Source organism: Okibacterium sp. HSC-33S16, from assembly GCF_024171565.1.
Classification (GTDB): Bacteria; Actinomycetota; Actinomycetes; order Actinomycetales; family Microbacteriaceae; genus Mycetocola_A.
Genome location: NZ_JALJZZ010000001.1, coordinates 276,163 through 292,895 on the forward strand (window position 1 = coordinate 276,163; position 16,733 = coordinate 292,895).

Consider the following 16,733-nt stretch of genomic DNA (forward strand, 5'->3'; position numbering starts at 1 on the left):
GAGCAGCCGGATTTGCCGGGTCAGGCGGGGGAGTCTGGTGTTTGGTTGTGCGGAGTGGTACGAGAGTGTTCGGGCGGAAGCGGCGGCCGGGGCGGTGCGGATGGTTCCGTGGCCTGGCCTGGGCTGTAGGAGTTGGTGTCGGCTGGCTGCACGGGCTCTACTGGCGCGGCGCGCCGGCGGCGCAGCCCAAACCAGACGGCAGCAGCCATCAGGCCGAGGAGGATCAGCCAGGGAAGGAGGATCCCGAGCACAACAAGCAGCCCTGAGAAGAAGGCGACGAGCGACGTGAATCCGACGACGATGCCGCCCCAGAAGTCGCCGGGAGCGGCCCCGGCCACGGCAGCAGGGGACTGCACCTCAACCTGCACCGTCGCGTACTCGACAGCATCGGTGAGGGCGTCTCGCTGTGCTTCGAGGCTGTCGAGGTCGGCCTGTCGCTCGCTGAGTGCGGACTCCAGCTGGATGAGGTCTGCTGTGGTTGAGGCCCGGTCGATGAGCGCGAGAAGGCGGGTGGTCGAGGCGCGGAGGGCGGTGACTCGAGCGTCAAGATCGATGGCCTGGTCGGTGACGTCCGTCGAGCTCAGCGACGAGTGCCGCAACTCGCCGATCTCCTTGATCGCGGTGAGTGCACTCTCGAGACGGTTGGCGGGAATGCGCACCGTCAGCGACCCGGACGCGGGGGTGTCAATGGTGGCGGGGGAGTCGGTGCGGTTGTCGACGCGGCCACCGGCATCCGTCACAATCGTCACAATGCGTTCGGTATCTTTCGCGGGATCTGACGAGATCAGGGAGACCGACGCCGTACTCACTACCGAACGATCGGTGTCGCCCGTTTCGGTGCGAACACCGCCGTCCCCGGGCGAGAGCTGGGCGATGTCGGGCGCCGAGCCACCGGAGGGCCCGCCGCCGGCCGTGCAACCGGCCAAAACGGTGGTCGCCGCCAGAATCGCGAGAACGGCGGTCAAACGGTGAGCGAGTCTCATGGGCTCACTCTAGGAGGCGGCATGCGCGGGTGGACCGGCGGGAGCTCACGGAACGATCACGATTGACGGATGCCTGTGGCGCCAGCAGGTGCTGATGGTGAGTGTCCCTCAGTTACGGGGTACCCCCTTGGGGGGGTTGAGTTCTGACGAGACGAGGCCATGCTAGGTACCAACACAGGCGGCCTGCCCCTCCGCTCGTGACCCCCGACCCTCGCGAGGACTGCTGCCCCCAGTTGTTCGCCGTTGCAGGAGTTACCCGATGCTGGAATCATCCGATACTGGACCCTCGAACTCGCGCCCGATCCGACTCATGGTGGTCGTTGGAAGCGTGAGGCCGGGTCGCGCAGGTCTATCCGTTGCGCTGTGGGTGCACGAGCACACCACTCAAGTGGGCGGGTTCGACATCGACTTCGTTGACCTTGCTGAACTGAACCTTCCGTTCATGAATGAGCCGAAGCATCCGAAATTCCAGGAGTACCGCTATCGGCACACCATCGCCTGGGCCGAGCGGGTCGCTGCGGCCGATGGATTTCTCTTTGTGACGCCTGAGTACAACTACAGCTATTCACCAGCGCTCAAGAACGCACTCGACTACCTGCACTACGAGTGGGCCGGAAAGCCTGTCGGGTTGGTCAGCTACGGAGGGCTCGCCGGCGGGACCCGCGGCGTTGCTGCCCTGCAGCCGGTTCTCTCGGCGCTCAAGATGTCAGGCGTCGGCTCGAACGTCGAGATTCCGTATGTCTCACGCCAGATTGACGACGGCTTCTTCCAGCCGAGCGAGCGTCAGGTGGAGAAGCTGACGCGCATGCTCGGTCGGATCTCAGCGTCGACGCAGGGCACGCCGAGCGGGGTCCTCGTCGAGGTGTGATTGGCCCGGGCTTCGCACCGTGCTAGCTAGCCTTCCGAGGGCTGGATCTGGATCGGTTCGGTGTCTGGGATCGGACTGGCGTCCCGGCCGCGAAGGTCGGGGTGCCAGCGCTTGCCGAACGTGGGAACCAGGACGCCGACAAATGCGAGAGCGGTCGCCGCCCAGAATGCACCGATCGCGCCGTTGGCATCGATCAGGATGCCGGCGACAGCGGAACCGAGCGCCGCGCCGATGAGCTGACCGGTTCCCATCCAGCCGTAGGCCTCGGCGGTGTCACTGAACTTCACACTCGCGCTCACCATGGCGAAGAGCACGGTCAGCGCCGGCGCGATTCCGATACCGGCGACAAAGAGCACGATGGACAGCGCCACGGCGCCGTCGACGAAGCAGGCGAGCCCCATGCCGAAGAAGACGATGAACATGCGCCGAGCGAGCGCCCACGGACCAATGCCGATGTGACCCAGCGCCAGTCCACCCGCGAGGCTGCCGAGCGAGAAGATGCCGAGCACGATTCCTGCCTCGAGGCCGTCATGGCCAAACGTCGCCACAACACCGGCTTCAAGTGCCGATGTGGCACCGATCAGCAGGAACCCGACCACGGTGGCGAGCAGGACGGGCGGGCGCTTGAGCACCTGGCCGAGCTTGCGCTTGCTGCGCGGAATGCGAACCCGACCAACCTCAGGAGAGGCGATGAACCAGGTCCCACCGATCGCCAGGATGACGACGGCCGTGAGGATTCCCCACTCGGTGCCGACCTGGGTGGAGATGAAGGTTGTGATGACCGGACCGAGAACCCAAATGATCTCCTGTGCACTGGCGTCGAGAGAGAACAGGGGAGTGAGCTGCTTGGAGTTGACCATCTTGGGGTAAATGGTGCGAACGGCGGGCTGCACGGGCGGGGTCGAGAGCCCGGCCACCAGTGAGAAAGCCATGTACCACGGAACGCTCATCTCGACGAGGGCGACCGTCGTCACGCTGGCGGCACAGACGATTACGGTGAGGATGAGCACGGGGCGCATTCCCCAGATGCCCATCCACCGGCTGGTGAGTGGTCCGGCGATTGCTTGCCCGACGCTCGATGCTGCGAGAACCAGTCCGGCCGCCGCATAGGACCCGGTGACCTGCTCAACGTGCAAAAGAAAAGCGAGCGACAGCATCCCGAACGGAAAACGGGCGATGAGCTGGGCGAGGATGATTCGAGCGACGCCGGTAGTTTTCAGCAGGCTCGAATATGCACTCATAAAGTCAATTGTATTGATCGGTTTCATGCGTACGGTTCGATCAGCGGATGCCTCGGCGCGGCAATGCAGACGACACGCCCTGTGGACAAAATCGGAAAGAAATTAATGTCGGTGGCTGCATTTAGCGTGGCCCTTGTGGAGAACTCATCGCGAGTCGTTGTGCATGGGCGGAATTGCCGCGTTTTCGCTCTCCCGAGGGTGTGGAGAAAAGGGTGGAGAGATGGTGGATAAGGGAAGAAAACAGTGGAATTGCTTGTTGATAACTACAGGCATGTAACTACTAGTGGTTGGGGTGCTCCCCAAAGCGACCAACTATATGTAGTATTGGACCACCGGCAGGCACTGCCGAGAAAAACATCGAAATCTTTCCCAGGAAGGGGCCTACGTCAGATGACAATTACGGTCTACACCAAGCCTTCATGCGTGCAGTGCACTGCGACCTACCGCGCCCTCGACAACAAGGGTATCGAGTACAAGGTCCTCGACCTTTCTGAAGACGAAAGCGCCCTCGAAGCCGTCAAGGCTCTCGGCTACCTTCAGGCTCCGGTCGTCATCACCGACGAAGACCACTGGTCTGGCTTCCGTCCCGACAAGATCAACGAGCTGGCTTCTCGCCTCTCCTAATTTCAACAGTTCGCGATCGCCGTGCCGTTCGCGGCAGGCAAACTCTCGATCAACTGGGGCGTGACATGGCGAAGCTGGTGTATTTCTCCAGCATCTCTGGCAACACACAGCGATTCGTTCGCAAGTTGAATGTTCCCGCCGATCGAATTCCGCTCTACGCGACGGAACCGCACCTGACGGTCACCGAACCGTACATTCTCGTCACGCCGACCTATGGCGGGGGAGACGGTAAGGGAGCGGTTCCCAAGCAGGTGATCCGGTTTCTCAACGATGAGAACAACCGGGGCCTTCTGCGCGGGGTGATCGCTGCGGGCAACACCAACTTTGGCTCGGCGTACGGGCTTGCCGGGGATGTTATCTCCGCCAAGTGTAAAGTGCCGAACCTCTATCGATTTGAAGTATTCGGAACACCGGACGACGTGCGTGTCGTTCACGAGGGATTGGAATCATTTTGGCTGGAACAGTAGTAACCGAGGTCCCCATGGACACCGGGATGGACTACCACTCGCTCAATGCGATGCTCAACCTGTACGGCCCGAACGGTGAAATCCAGTTCGACAAAGACCGTGAAGCCGCGCGGGAGTTCTTTCTCCAGCACGTCAATCAGAACACCGTCTTCTTCCACTCGCTGCGCGAGCGCCTCGACTACCTGGTTGAGAAGGAGTACTACGAAAAGGCCGTTATCGACGCCTACTCGTTCGACTTCATCCAGAGCCTCAACGATCTGGCCTACTCGAAGAAGTTCCGGTTCCAGACCTTCCTCGGCGCGTTCAAGTACTACACCTCGTACACGCTGAAGACGTTCGACGGCAAGCGTTACCTCGAGCGCTTCGAAGACCGCGTTGTCATGACAGCGCTCGGTCTGGCCCAGGGCGATGAGAAGCTTGCTGTCGCCCTCGTCGAAGAGATCATCGCCGGTCGATTCCAGCCCGCAACGCCCACCTTCCTCAACTCGGGCAAGGCACAGCGTGGAGAACTCGTCTCGTGCTTCCTGCTCCGTATCGAAGACAACATGGAGTCGATCTCGCGCGGCATTAACTCGTCGCTGCAGCTCTCCAAGCGCGGCGGCGGTGTCGCACTGCTTCTCTCCAACATTCGTGAGGCCGGCGCGCCGATCAAGCAGATCGAGAACCAGTCGAGCGGCATCATTCCCGTGATGAAGCTCCTGGAAGACTCCTTCAGCTACGCCAACCAGCTCGGTGCTCGCCAGGGTGCCGGTGCTGTGTATCTGCAGGCGCACCACCCCGACATCATGCGGTTCCTCGACACGAAGCGTGAGAACGCCGACGAGAAGATCCGTATCAAGACGTTGTCGCTCGGTGTTGTTGTTCCCGACATCACCTTCGAGCTCGCCAAGAAGGGCGAGGACATGTATCTGTTCTCGCCGTATGACGTCGAGAAGGTCTACGGAGTCCCGTTCGGCGACATCTCGGTGACCGAGAAGTACTACGAAATGGTCGACGACTCCCGGATCAAGAAGACCAAGATCAAGGCGCGCGATTTCTTCCAGACGCTCGCCGAGATTCAGTTTGAGTCCGGCTACCCGTACATCATGTTCGAAGACACCGTGAACAAGGCGAACCCGATCGAGGGGCGCGTCAACATGTCGAACCTCTGCTCGGAGATCCTCCAGGTCAACACGCCGACCACCTACAACGCTGACCTGTCATACGACGTCATCGGTAAGGACATCTCCTGCAACCTCGGTTCGATGAACATCGCACTGTCGATGGACTCGCCCGACTTCGGTCTGACCGTGGAGACCGCGATCCGCGGCCTCAGCTCGGTCTCTGACCAGAGCCACATCCAGTCGGTTCGGTCGATCGAGGACGGCAACGACAAGTCGCACGCCATCGGCCTCGGCCAGATGAACCTGCACGGCTACCTCGCTCGTGAGCGCATCTACTACGGCTCCGAAGAGGGCATCGACTTTACGAACATCTACTTCTACACGGTGCTCTACCACGCACTGCGCGCATCCAACCGGATCGCGATTGAGCGTGGAACGGCGTTCGACGGATTCGCCAACTCGACCTACGCGTCCGGTGAGTTCTTCAACAAGTACACCGACCAGGTGTGGGAGCCCGCAACGGCCCGCGTAGCTGAGCTGTTCGCGAACTCAGCCGTTTCGATTCCGACGCAGGCCGACTGGGCTGCGCTGAAGGCATCCGTTATGGAATTCGGTATCTATAACCAGAACCTGCAGGCTGTACCGCCGACCGGATCGATCTCGTACATCAACAACTCGACGTCGTCGATCCACCCGATCGCGTCGAAGATCGAGATCCGCAAGGAAGGCAAGCTCGGCCGCGTCTACTACCCGGCGCCGTTCATGACGAACGACAACCTGGACTACTACCAGGACGCGTACGAGATCGGTGCTGAGAAGATCATCGACACCTACGCGGCTGCAACGCAGCACGTTGACCAGGGCCTGTCGCTCACGCTGTTCTTCAAGGACACCGCGACCACTCGTGACATCAACAAAGCTCAGATCTACGCATGGCGCAAGGGCATCAAGACGATCTACTACATCCGTCTGCGCCAGCTCGCGCTCGAGGGCACCGAGGTTGACGGCTGCGTCAGCTGCATGCTCTAACCTCGGCCTCTTCGACACCTAAGGAACACAATGATTGAGAAGCTCAAGCTGGTCGACCACGTCCAGGCGATCAACTGGAACAAGATCGAGGACGAGAAGGACGTCGAGGTCTGGAACCGCCTCGTCAACAACTTCTGGTTGCCGGAGAAGGTGCCGCTGTCGAACGACATCCAGTCGTGGAACACGCTGACTCCTGAGGAACAGCAGCTCACCATGCGGGTGTTCACCGGCCTCACCCTGCTCGACACGATCCAGGGCACCGTCGGCGCCGTTTCGCTGATTCCCGACGCGATTACGCCTCACGAAGAGGCCGTGTACACGAACATCGCGTTCATGGAGTCGGTGCACGCCAAGAGCTACTCGTCGATCTTCTCGACCCTCGCGTCGACGAAGGAGATCGACGAGGCGTTCCGGTGGTCGGTGGAGAACGAGAACCTTCAGAAGAAGGCCGCGATCGTGATGGACTACTACACCGGTGACGACCCCCTGAAGCGCAAGGTCGCCTCGACGCTGCTTGAGTCGTTCCTCTTCTACTCGGGCTTCTACCTGCCGATGTACTGGTCAAGCCGCGCCAAGCTCACCAACACGGCTGACCTGATCCGTCTGATCATTCGCGACGAAGCTGTGCACGGGTACTACATCGGCTACAAGTTCCAGAAGGGTCTCGAGAACGAGACCGAGGAGCGTCGCCAGGAGATCAAGGACTACACGTTCAACCTCCTGTTCGAGCTCTACGACAACGAGGTGCAGTACACGCAGGACCTCTACGACTCCGTCGGCCTGACCGAGGACGTCAAAAAGTTCCTGCACTACAACGCCAATAAGGCGCTGATGAACCTCGGCTACGAGCCGATGTTCCCCAAGACCGTCACCGACGTGAACCCGGCGATCCTGTCGGCGCTCTCGCCGAACGCAGACGAAAACCACGACTTCTTCTCGGGGTCCGGATCGTCGTACGTCATCGGCAAGGCTGTTGTCACCGAAGACGAGGACTGGGACTTCTAGCTCGACTGAGTTCGAGAAGGGCGGCGAGCAACTGAGGTTGCTCGCCGCCCTTCTCTTGTGGTCGATCGCAGGCTCGATTTTCACGGAGGTGGTAGGCCACCATAAGTTCCATCGCTCGTTGAAGCTGTGGGAGGGAATGCGAGTGCCACCGATCCCAACCCTCAGGGCCGCTCAGGACGCGCCGTCGGCGGTCGCCGAACGCGCCCTGCCGGTAAACCCCTGAATAGCAAGCCATGCCAGGACGCGGTCGGCAACCTCTCCCCAGCCGGAGTCAATTGTCAGCGAATGGCCCTTGCCGTCGAATTCAACGTAGTCAGTGCGGGACAGGTCATTGCGGGAATACAGCTTCGCAACCTCAAGCGTGACTTTTCGGGGAACCGTGTGGTCGACGGAGCCCGACATAAGAAGCAACGGACCGCGAATCGTTGTCGCCGTGTTGACCGCCGCAGGAGACGCCTTCGCGAAATTTGCGGTCGCATCCTCGAAAAGCGGACGGCCCGGACCCGGAATTGTCCATCGCTCGAACAGTGCGTTTGACTCGTCAGCGGGAAGCGCGTTCCCGAATGCGTACTCAAACTGCTTCGCCGTTAGAGAGACGGTACGTTTCTTATTGGCGGGATTGCCGAGGACCGGGAATCCAGCCTTCAGCTGCGAGAAGGGCAGGGCTTTCACTCCTTTGATGGGGGCGGGGTCGATGGCGACGGCCGCCGATGCAAACCGGTTGTCGAGTAGTTCCTGGGCAATCAAGCCGCCGAAGGAGTGACCGATCACGATTGGCAAGGGTTCGTCCGTGCCAATCAGGTCGGCATAGTGATGACAGATGGCTTCGATACCCACGTCGTTGAGGGCGTCCGCGTTTTCGCGTGTTTTCTCGACCGTATCTGAGTCTCCGGGCCAGCCCGGCGCCGACGCGGAAAAGCCATGTTCGGCGAAGCGATCGATCCAAGGTTGCCAGGCTGATGAGTGTATCCATAAGCCGTGAATGAACAGGACGGGCGGTGATGAAATCGGAGTGGACATTGAGACCTCCAAAGTTTGACGTTGATAAGAGATGGATTACAGCGTTTTGACGAGGCCGCCGTCGATCAGGAAGTCTGATCCGTTGACGTTCCCGGCGCGCGCACTGGCAAGTAGCAAAACGAGGTCGGCGACCTCGCTTGGCTCGGTGAAGCGGCCGGTCGTGAATCCGCCTTGTGCTTCTACAACACGCGCCTTGGCCGTCTCGAAGTCGACACCCATGGTTTTGGCGTTGGTCGCTGCTACGCCGGATGCACCGAGCCAGAGATCAGTAGACACTGGGCCCGGGCTAATTGAGTTGAATCGGATATGGCTGGGGCCATATTCCTTGGACAGCGCTTTCGATAGATTCCACACGGCTGCTTTCGTTGCCGAATAGTCGACGACGCCGGGGTCGGGTAGGAACGCATTGACGGATGCAATGGTGATTACGGTGCCTCCACCACGGTCGAGTAGCAACGGGATCGCCGCACGAGTGGAGCGGACTGCTGTCATGAGGCCGAGGTTCAAGCTGGCGAGCCAATCGTCGTCCGTAACGCTCAGAAATCCTTCCGTGCGAGGTGTGACGGCCCCGACGTTGTTGACGAGAATGTCAAGACCGCCAAACTCTTCCGCTCGGCCGATGAGCTGAGCTGGTGCGCTCGGATCCGATAGGTCCACTTTCACGGATAAGACCGCCCCGGTTTCGCCAGCTCGATCCAGTGCCGCTGACCCGCCTCTCGACCCTGCGACGACGGCAACATCCTCCGCAACAAGCGCCTGCACGATTGCGAGGCCGATGCCTTTGCTCGCGCCCGTTACAACGGCGACTTTCCCCGCTAGATCGAGGTCCATGTCGTTCACCTTCGTTCTCGGTGCTAATGACGGGTACAGCGGCCTGCCTGAAAGGTAGAGCACAGCGCAGTGAATCCGCGTGTCCCTGCCACTTACAGTCTCTTCGGGGACAGCCAGACCGGGGTGGTGAAACTTTGAGCGGCACGACACCGCGAGGACTACCATCACTCCCATGCGCGGGAATCCCTTGGGGCTTTACCTCACGGCGAAGCGCGCCCAGATTCGCCCTGTCGACGTGGGATTACCTTCCGGCGACACGCACCGTCGAGTTCAAGGCCTTCGTCGCGAAGAAGTCGCTGCACTTTCCGGCGTGAGCGCCCAGTATTACCTGCGGCTAGAGCAGGGCACGGACGATCACCCCTCCGCTCAAGTACTCGAAGCGATCGCGCGCGCTCTGCGGCTAGATCCCGCGTCGACCGATCACTTGTATCACCTAGCGCACAGCGCGCTCCCTGAGTTTGGCAGCCAGGCGGACGGTGAGATCGACGAAAGTGTACGGTGGCTTCTCGAGTCGTGGACAACGACGCCAGCCATCGTTCACAACCGTCACCTTGATGTCTTAGCCTCCAACTCGAGCGCTCGCGCATTGTCGGCCGAATTCGCCGAAGGCACTAATCTGCTGATCACGTTATTGCTCAGTCCTGCCCAACGGGAGTTTTACGAGAACTGGGAGGGGATCGCTGAGGGTGCCATAGCGTTTTTCCGAGCCCTCGTCGGCCCGGACACGGATGATCCACGACTCCAGCACATCGTCGATGAGCTGTCAGGGACGAGCGAGTTATTTCGGCGGGTATGGGCTCGGGGAGACGTCCGTTTCGCGTCTGCGGGGATCCACCGAATACGGCATCCCGCGATTGGTGCGCTTGAACTTCATCACCAGAATCTGGTTCTGACCGGAGGGCGCCGACAGTCGCTGTTCATTTACCACGCAGCACCCGGATCACCCTCTCAGCGCTCCCTCGCTTTGTTGAGTACAGGAATGTCTTAGCGTCGCGGGAGGATCTCGGCCCAGATTGGGGGCGTGACGCGTTGGGAATCTTGGCTTATCCTCGGGGCAGTTGAAAGTGTCCGTCTGGCTATGAAAGGTCTCGCAGCCAGATCACCTGAGGAGTCCTCGGGGCCTACCGAAGAATTCGCGTACACCACTCTGGTGAGGTCACGCAGATGCAAACGACGCAGAGATGACGACTCGCGTCGCTCCGCGCCCTGGCTGGCCCGGAGAGAGCGACTCCAGGTCGATGAACGTGCGGTCGCGTCGTGTTCGTGGGGGCCCGCGCACTGGCGCCAAGCACGCCATGCCCAGGAGCCGTTCGGTCGCTCTCAGGGGGCGTCATGCCCAACCGGTGACGTTCCGATGGGGCGCGCTTCGTGCGGCGTTTGCGATCGTGCTCGCAGCTTCCGGGGCTTTTGGGGTTGTCGCTCTGCCGAGTCACGGACTTTCTTCGGCGTTCGCAAGCACGTCCGGCGATCAGGAGTTGAGCGGCGCGCAGTCACTCACCGTCGGCGATTGGACTCGGCCGGAGTTTGACCGCGACACCTATTCGGCGACGAGCATGGCCGAGCTTCTCGCAGCGCGAGCGGCGGCTGCGGCGGCTGCGGCCGCTGAGGCTGCAGCCGCAGCCGCCGAAGCGGCGATAGCCGCCATGGAGAGCGCGAAGCTTGAGTCGGCTGTTTCGCAGGACACGCCAACACGGGACTCGGAGAGCCTCTCCGATCCGTATGACAGTGAGCTGAGCGCATTTCTCGTCGGCAGGTCGACGTCGTGGACTCGGCCGGTTGACGCTCCCATTTCCTCTCCGTACGGGCCCCGGGACATCATCTGCAACCCGGCGGGGTGTTCGAACGCGTTTCATGACGGTGTCGATTTCGGTGCAGCTTGCGGAACACCGGTTGCGGCTGTTTCGGCGGGACGCGTCGTCTTCGCTGGTCCTGCCGGTGGGTACGGCAATCGAGTGATCGTCGACCACGGTTCAGGGATCGAGTCAATCTATGGACACATTGGAGGGGACTCATACGCCGTCGCCGTCGGCGATCTCATCGAGACGGGCACGGTCGTGGGGGAGGTTGGAGTCACCGGCGTCACGACGGGGTGCCACCTGGACCTGAAGATTCGTGTGAACGGCGAATATCTCTCACCCCTGCACTACCTCCTCGCCCGGGGCGTCACGGTGTAGCGTCGGCGGTGTCTTCTTTGGGTGCGGAACCGGCGTGAGGCCGACTCCGCACCCGACGAGTGGCGGTAACGGATCAGAAGATGCGCATCCCGATCTCCGCTGGCGCATCGAGGAGGCCCTCAATCTCGTCGTCCAGCTTGACCAGAGTGAGCGAGAAGCCGGCCATGTCGAGCGAGGTGCAATATTCGCCGACGTAGCTCTTCGCCACGGTGATGCCCTTCTCGGCCAATTGCTTGTGCGCGTGACGGTAGGCGATATAGAGCTCGCTGATCGGGGTTCCTCCGAGACCATTGATCATGAGTGCGACGCGGTCGCCGCTCTCGAACGGCAGGTCACCGACGACAGGCTCGAGCAGGGTGTCGACGAGTTCGTCGCCGGGCATGATCTTCGCGCGCCTGCGACCCGGCTCACCGTGAATGCCGACGCCGATCTCGATCTCATCGTCGCCCAACTCGAAGAGGGGTGAACCCTTTGCTGGTGGCGTGCACGCGGTGAGCGCGAGTCCCATGGTGCGGGTCATCGAGTTGACCTTCTCGCCGATCCGCATGACCTCGTCGAGGTCGGCGCCCGCCTCCGACGCGGCACCGACCGCCTTGATCACGAAGAAGTTTCCGGCGACCCCGCGGCGGCCTACTGTCCACGTGGAGTCCTGCACAGCGACATCGTCGTCGATGAACAGGGTCTTCACGTTGACGCCGTCGGCGAGGCTCATTTCCTGCGCCATGTCGAACGCCATACGGTCACCCGTGTAGTTGTTGACGAGCAGAAGCACACCTTTTGACGAGTTCACGAGCTTGGTGGTCTCATAGACGTAGTCCATCGGGGGTGCCGAGAAGACGTCACCCGGACATGCCGCGTCGAGCATGCCCTTACCGACCGCCATGACGTGCGCGGGTTCGTGACCGGAACCAGACCCCTGAACGATCGATACTTTGTCGTCTCGCGGAGCATCCGTTCTCATGATGAGGTTGTATTCGGGGACATACCGGAGCGAGTCAGGGTTGGCCAGGGCGAGGCCCTCGAGCATCTCGGGGACGAAACGCTGCGGATCATTGACAATTTTTTTCATTCGTTCTTCTCCACTGTTGTTCGGGTGTTGCATCGGTGGGTCAGCGTGGGCCGCCCCGGGAATCCCAATTCGAGGCGATGGCCTCCAGAATGACGGCAACGGCCACGGCTCCCGCATCGGGCGAGCCGATGCTGCGCTCGCCGGTGTAAGAGGCGCGACCTCGACGAGCGATCATCGGCGTGGTGGCTTCAGCAGCGGCGCGGGCAGCTTCCGCCGCCGCTGACACGATTTCGGAAGTGGTGGTTCCTGCGATGAGTTCTGCCTCGATCGCATCGGTGAGTGGGGCGAGAGCATCAAGGAGTGTCTTGTCGCCAAGCTCGGCGTTGCCGCGCGCCATAATGCCAGTGATAGCGCTCCGGAGCATGGCGACCGCGTCGTCTCCGGTGATGTCTGTTTTCCCTTTAGCGACGGCCGCGGCCCGCAGGAATGCCGTGCCCCAAATTGGGCCGGATGTCCCACCGATCCGCCCGGTGATCGTGATGGCAACTTTCGAGAGGAAGGTGCTGATATCGGTGCGGTCGTAGGAGTCCCAGTCCTTCAGCACGATTTCAAATCCTCGGGCCAGTGAGTAGCCGAAGTCGCCGTCGCCAACGACGGCGTCGAGATCGCCGAAGTATTTCTCGTTGTCGACGGCCGTTTGTGCGATGGTGCGAACAACAAATTCGACGTCGGACATGTTCGTCATTGGTTCTCCTGAGTCGAGCGGGCCGTATGCGAAAGAATTGCGGTGAGGTCATCGAGAGAGACCTGGCTGCTCGGACTGATGCCCAGAGGGTCGGCGAGAACACGGGCCGGTTCGTCCCGGTCCCCGAGCGAACTGACGACCAAGGCAGCGCCCGTGAAGTCCTCATTCTCGGTGTAGGCGCTGACCGTGACGACCGTGGCCAGGCCAGCGTCGACGGCTGCCCTCATTCCGTTCGCGCTGTCTTCGACGACGATGGTGTCAGTGGACGAGGCACCGAGCTCGGAAAGGGCGAGTAGGTAGATGTCAGGGGCTGGCTTCTTGTGCGGCACGATGTCGCCAGCGAAGACGGAGAAACGGGCGGCGGCGTCGGGGCCCACCGCGTGCTCAAGCACGGCGCGGACTGATGCCTCAGCAGAGGTGGACGCTACCGCGAGCCTCCAGCCGGCTGATGCCGCCTCCTCGGCGATTCGAGAGATGCCGGGACGGCCGGGGAGCGCTCCGGTAGCCACGAGTTCGGTGTAGATCTCCGTTTTGCGGCGGTGCCAGCGAGCAAGCATGTCTCGCTGGCCATCCTCGTCGGTGGGAAGGTTGTGTGCGGCGACGAACTCGGGAGTCAACAGGCTCGCCATTCGTTCCTTGCCCCCGCCGATGAGTACCTTTTCTGCATACTCCGCGTCACTCCAGGTCACCGGCAGCCCAAACTCCGCGAACGTGCGGTTGAACGCGGGGAGGTGGCCGTTTCGCTCGGTGTCGGCCAGGACACCGTCGCAGTCGAAGATCAGGAACGGCACAATTACCACGCCTTTCCGGCGCTGCCGAACGTTGAGGCGAGGCCGGTGGTCAAATCGACGATGTGCTTCCGGACGTCCGCAAAGAGCGACGGCGGGTCCCACTTGTCACGCTGCTCAGCACTCTTCAGGAACGCAAGGCTGGACGTCATGAACTCGATCTTGAGCGCCGTTGAGATGTTGACCTTGGCGCAACCACGGGAGATGAGATCGGAGAACTGCTCGTCAGTCATCCCACTGCCGCCATGAAGCGCGATCGGTGTCGAGGTCGCTTCGACGAGGTCAGTCACGCGCTGAAAGTCCAGGTCCGGTGTCACGGAGTACACGCCGTGGGCGTTTCCGATGGAGGGCGCGAACACGTCGACACCGGTCGTCTCGATGAAGTCGACAGCTATTTCGAGGCTCTGGCGTCGAGTGGCTGTGTCCACTCCGATGCCGTCCTCGACACCCTGGATGGCCTCGATCTCTCCTTCGACGTGAGCGCCGTACCTGCGCGCTTCCGCCACGACCTCCACGGTTTGTCGTTTGTTCTCCTCGACCGGCATGGTGGAGGCGTCAAAGAGAACTGAGTTCCATCCGCGGGCGAGGCAGTCGCTGATGACTTGCCTTTCCGGGCAATGGTCGAGATGCAGTGTCACTGGCACGTCGATGTTTCGCGTCATCGACTCCCACATTGCGAACAGCACATCTACACCGATCGCTTTGACGGTCTTCACCGACGTTTGGACGATCACCGGTGACCGTGCTTCCACAGCCCCGGCAAGCACCGCTTCGAGAGTCAGGTCGTTCACGATGTTGATCGCGGGCACACCATATTTCTCGGCGAAAGCCCGATCCACGATCTCCTTCAGAGACACGACTGGCATGGCAACCTCCTTGACGCCCGGTTCCCTGAGCGTAGGCACCCGGGGGGAATTACCAATAGAAGGGCTTTCCCTACCCTGCGGTAGGGAATCCCCTCCGTGTCAGGATCGAGCGGCCAACCCGGCCAGCATCGTACGGTTCCGGGCGCCTGTCTTCCGAAGGATCGAACCGACGTGCTTCTCCACCGTTTTCACCGAGATGGACAGTTCCGTAGCGATCCGTTTATCTGGAAAGCCCTGTTCGACCAGCGCCCGGACTTCCCGTTCCCGGGCGGTGAGAGCATCCGCAATGGTGCGCGACCTCGGCGCGGACGTCAACGAGCTGAGGAATCCAGCCGGAATGAGGGAATCGCCCCGGGCCGCCGCAACGAGAGCACGCGCAAGCGCTCCGGCTTCCGTGTCGTTCTCGACGAAGCCGACAGCGCCGATTTGAGCGGCAGCGCGCACGCGATCGTCGGCGAAGGAATCGATGAGTAGAACGACGGCGACATGGTGGTCGATGGCCCGGAGGTATGACGTGAGCTGGGTGCCATCGATGCGGGGGAGCGCCAGATTCCCGAGCACGACATGCGGGTGGACCAGCTGGTAGGCGTCGACAGCATCCATGGCACTGGCGACTTCGCCCACCACCTGGATGTCAGGTTCGATCTGGCTGAGCATGCGAACAAGGCCCGCGCGCACAACAGCCCGTTCATGGACGATGAGTACGCGCCATCGAGAGCGCGACGTGTCGAGAGCCGCACCGGCCGCGTATGGCACCTCGGCGCGGATCCTGGTGCCCCACTCAGGTGTCGAGTCGACGACCAACGTGCCCCCGAGCAAGTGAGCGCGCGCGGCGAGACCCTGCAGGCCAAACCCACGAGTCGATCGAGCAGAGGGGTCGGTGGTCGAAGCCACATCGAAACCGACACCGTCGTCGTCGATCATCACCGAGACCTGCAGGGAACCATAAACCAGCCCGACCCGCACTGACCGCGCGCGGGCGTGCTCAACGACATTCGTGAGGGCTTCCTGCACGATTCGGAAAAGCTGGCGCGCCGTCTCCGGTGCGAGTGTTTGCGGTTCACCAGCAACCACCAGTCGTGTGTTCATTGTCGCCGTCGATTGCACCCACGCGAGCTCAAGTGCCACCGCCTCCTGCAGCGAGCGACCCTCCAACAGCGACGGGCCCAGCCCGAGTACGGTGCGCCGAGTTTCGACCAACGCAGAACGGGCCGCTGTGCGAGCGGAGCGTAGCGCGGTCGACGGGTCGCGAGCACCGCTCACCTCCCGTTCGGCGGCGTCGAGTTGCAGCAGCACGGTGGCAAGGCCACGGCCGACCGTGTCGTGGACATCACGAACCACGCGCTCTCGCTCCGCCATTCTCGCCGCGTCGCTTTCCTTCTCGGCGGCGCGGGCATGCAGCCGCGCGTTCGTCATGGCGATAGCGGCATGGGTGGCGAAGAGCTCCACGAGCCGCGCGTCGTCGGCCGAGAACTGCCTCCCCGGCTCCGAGCTGAAAACAACGCACGTCCCGATAATTGTGCCGTCCCAGCGAATCGGGACGCCGATGACCCCGTGCAGCCGACCGCGATCCTCCGCGCGAATGTGACCGCCGTGCACATCGGCGTACTCGGCGAACTGCACCGCGCGCCGCGCCCGAACGACCTCACCGGTCACACCCTCGTCAAGTGGAAAGGTTCTCCCCGAGAGACAACCCACGCCGATGTCGACCTCCTTGCGGTACGTTCCCGCGACCTCGTCGACCGTGCAGATCGATCCGTTCTCGCAGCCGAGCAGTGTGAGTGTGTGGCGCAGAATGCGTTCCAGCAGCGGAGCAAGGGCGAATCGCCCGGCCAGATCAGTGGCGAGGGCCGCCAGCGAGGTGAATCGCGCGTCGTTCTGCGCCGACACCGAAGTGCCCGATGTGGTGGTCATGTGCTCGATCCTCAGTGATTGAGTGCGGTGAACCCCTCGACCAGCCCATCATGGCCCGTCGAACGA

16 protein-coding genes are annotated in these 16,733 nt (G+C 61.9%); 7 read left to right on the forward strand and 9 right to left on the reverse strand.

Annotated elements, in window-relative coordinates:
* Positions 1–20 precede the first annotated feature (20 nt).
* Positions 21–983, reverse strand: coding sequence for a DUF4349 domain-containing protein (locus L1277_RS01360; protein ID WP_253374565.1), 963 nt, complete (start codon positions 981–983; stop codon positions 21–23).
* A gap of 259 nt (positions 984–1,242) precedes the next feature.
* Here L1277_RS01360 and L1277_RS01365 point away from each other — a divergent pair, with 259 nt between their 5' ends.
* Positions 1,243–1,851, forward strand: a complete 609-nt coding sequence (locus L1277_RS01365; RefSeq protein ID WP_253374566.1) for an NADPH-dependent FMN reductase — start codon at positions 1,243–1,245, stop codon at positions 1,849–1,851.
* A 26-nt stretch (positions 1,852–1,877) separates the two neighbouring features.
* On the opposite strand, the gene L1277_RS01370 is transcribed toward L1277_RS01365, so the two are convergent.
* Positions 1,878–3,092, reverse strand: a complete 1,215-nt coding sequence (locus L1277_RS01370) for an MFS transporter (RefSeq protein WP_253374567.1) — start codon at positions 3,090–3,092, stop codon at positions 1,878–1,880.
* A 390-nt stretch (positions 3,093–3,482) separates the two neighbouring features.
* On the opposite strand from L1277_RS01370, the gene nrdH reads away from it, so the two are divergent.
* The 4 genes from nrdH (at position 3,483) to nrdF (ending at position 7,320) form a co-directional block, all read left to right on the forward strand.
* Entirely contained in the window at positions 3,483–3,716 is a 234-nt protein-coding gene (nrdH, locus tag L1277_RS01375) for a glutaredoxin-like protein NrdH (RefSeq protein WP_253374568.1), read from the forward strand.
* 65 nt (positions 3,717–3,781) lie between these two features.
* Positions 3,782–4,183, forward strand: coding sequence for a class Ib ribonucleoside-diphosphate reductase assembly flavoprotein NrdI (gene nrdI, locus L1277_RS01380; protein ID WP_253374569.1), 402 nt, complete (start codon positions 3,782–3,784; stop codon positions 4,181–4,183).
* A 26-nt stretch (positions 4,184–4,209) separates the two neighbouring features.
* Positions 4,210–6,315 carry a class 1b ribonucleoside-diphosphate reductase subunit alpha gene (nrdE, locus tag L1277_RS01385; RefSeq protein ID WP_253375250.1) on the forward strand — a complete coding sequence of 702 codons (2,106 nt, stop codon included), beginning with the start codon at positions 4,210–4,212 and terminating at the stop codon, positions 6,313–6,315.
* A 30-nt stretch (positions 6,316–6,345) separates the two neighbouring features.
* Positions 6,346–7,320 carry a class 1b ribonucleoside-diphosphate reductase subunit beta gene (gene nrdF, locus L1277_RS01390; RefSeq protein WP_253374570.1) on the forward strand — a complete coding sequence of 325 codons (975 nt, stop codon included), beginning with the start codon at positions 6,346–6,348 and terminating at the stop codon, positions 7,318–7,320.
* A 171-nt stretch (positions 7,321–7,491) separates the two neighbouring features.
* On the opposite strand, the gene L1277_RS01395 is transcribed toward nrdF, so the two are convergent.
* On the reverse strand, positions 7,492–8,340 hold the full coding sequence (locus L1277_RS01395) for an alpha/beta hydrolase (protein WP_253374571.1): 849 nt from the start codon (positions 8,338–8,340) through the stop codon (positions 7,492–7,494).
* 36 nt (positions 8,341–8,376) lie between these two features.
* Positions 8,377–9,171, reverse strand: a complete 795-nt coding sequence (locus tag L1277_RS01400) for an SDR family NAD(P)-dependent oxidoreductase (RefSeq protein WP_253374572.1) — start codon at positions 9,169–9,171, stop codon at positions 8,377–8,379.
* A gap of 172 nt (positions 9,172–9,343) precedes the next feature.
* Between L1277_RS01400 and L1277_RS01405 the strand changes: the two genes are divergently transcribed.
* Together L1277_RS01405 and L1277_RS15725 are read left to right on the forward strand one after the other, a co-directional pair.
* Positions 9,344–10,159, forward strand: coding sequence for a helix-turn-helix transcriptional regulator (locus L1277_RS01405; RefSeq protein ID WP_253374573.1), 816 nt, complete (start codon positions 9,344–9,346; stop codon positions 10,157–10,159).
* A 355-nt stretch (positions 10,160–10,514) separates the two neighbouring features.
* The gene (locus L1277_RS15725; RefSeq protein WP_253374574.1) at positions 10,515–11,345 is read left to right on the forward strand and encodes a peptidoglycan DD-metalloendopeptidase family protein; all 831 of its coding nucleotides are present in this window, start codon (positions 10,515–10,517) and stop codon (positions 11,343–11,345) included.
* Between the two features lie 73 nt (positions 11,346–11,418).
* Here L1277_RS15725 and dhaK read toward each other — a convergent pair whose 3' ends face one another.
* The 5 genes from dhaK to L1277_RS01435 all read right to left on the reverse strand — a co-directional run bounded on the left by dhaK (position 11,419) and on the right by L1277_RS01435 (position 16,667).
* Positions 11,419–12,414, reverse strand: a complete 996-nt coding sequence (gene dhaK / locus L1277_RS01415) for a dihydroxyacetone kinase subunit DhaK (RefSeq protein ID WP_253374575.1) — start codon at positions 12,412–12,414, stop codon at positions 11,419–11,421.
* 40 nt (positions 12,415–12,454) lie between these two features.
* Positions 12,455–13,099, reverse strand: coding sequence for a dihydroxyacetone kinase subunit DhaL (gene dhaL, locus L1277_RS01420; RefSeq protein ID WP_253374576.1), 645 nt, complete (start codon positions 13,097–13,099; stop codon positions 12,455–12,457).
* Positions 13,096–13,890, reverse strand: a complete 795-nt coding sequence (locus L1277_RS01425; protein WP_253374577.1) for an HAD-IA family hydrolase — start codon at positions 13,888–13,890, stop codon at positions 13,096–13,098. Before L1277_RS01425 ends, dhaL begins: the two co-directional genes overlap by 4 nt.
* 2 nt (positions 13,891–13,892) lie before the next feature.
* Positions 13,893–14,753 (reverse strand): class II fructose-bisphosphate aldolase, encoded by an 861-nt coding sequence (locus L1277_RS01430; RefSeq protein ID WP_253374578.1) that lies wholly within the window; start codon positions 14,751–14,753, stop codon positions 13,893–13,895.
* Positions 14,754–14,852: 99 nt separating this feature from the next.
* Positions 14,853–16,667, reverse strand: coding sequence for a GAF domain-containing protein (locus tag L1277_RS01435; RefSeq protein WP_253374579.1), 1,815 nt, complete (start codon positions 16,665–16,667; stop codon positions 14,853–14,855).
* Positions 16,668–16,733: the final 66 nt, after the last annotated feature.

Bases quoted from the DNA above. Each gene is read 5' to 3' on its own strand.
- L1277_RS01360 (WP_253374565.1), bottom strand. From the start codon at position 983: ATGAGACTCGCTCACCGTTTGACCGCCGTTCTCGCGATTCTGGCGGCG.
- L1277_RS01365 (WP_253374566.1), top strand. From the start codon at position 1,243: ATGCTGGAATCATCCGATACTGGACCCTCGAACTCGCGCCCGATCCGA.
- L1277_RS01370 (WP_253374567.1), bottom strand. From the start codon at position 3,092: ATGAGTGCATATTCGAGCCTGCTGAAAACTACCGGCGTCGCTCGAATC.
- nrdH (WP_253374568.1), top strand. From the start codon at position 3,483: ATGACAATTACGGTCTACACCAAGCCTTCATGCGTGCAGTGCACTGCG.
- nrdI (WP_253374569.1), top strand. From the start codon at position 3,782: ATGGCGAAGCTGGTGTATTTCTCCAGCATCTCTGGCAACACACAGCGA.
- nrdE (WP_253375250.1), top strand. From the start codon at position 4,210: ATGGACTACCACTCGCTCAATGCGATGCTCAACCTGTACGGCCCGAAC.
- nrdF (WP_253374570.1), top strand. From the start codon at position 6,346: ATGATTGAGAAGCTCAAGCTGGTCGACCACGTCCAGGCGATCAACTGG.
- L1277_RS01395 (WP_253374571.1), bottom strand. From the start codon at position 8,340: ATGTCCACTCCGATTTCATCACCGCCCGTCCTGTTCATTCACGGCTTA.
- L1277_RS01400 (WP_253374572.1), bottom strand. From the start codon at position 9,171: ATGGACCTCGATCTAGCGGGGAAAGTCGCCGTTGTAACGGGCGCGAGC.
- L1277_RS01405 (WP_253374573.1), top strand. From the start codon at position 9,344: ATGCGCGGGAATCCCTTGGGGCTTTACCTCACGGCGAAGCGCGCCCAG.
- dhaK (WP_253374575.1), bottom strand. From the start codon at position 12,414: ATGAAAAAAATTGTCAATGATCCGCAGCGTTTCGTCCCCGAGATGCTC.
- dhaL (WP_253374576.1), bottom strand. From the start codon at position 13,099: ATGACGAACATGTCCGACGTCGAATTTGTTGTTCGCACCATCGCACAA.
- L1277_RS01430 (WP_253374578.1), bottom strand. From the start codon at position 14,753: ATGCCAGTCGTGTCTCTGAAGGAGATCGTGGATCGGGCTTTCGCCGAG.
- L1277_RS01435 (WP_253374579.1), bottom strand. From the start codon at position 16,667: ATGACCACCACATCGGGCACTTCGGTGTCGGCGCAGAACGACGCGCGA.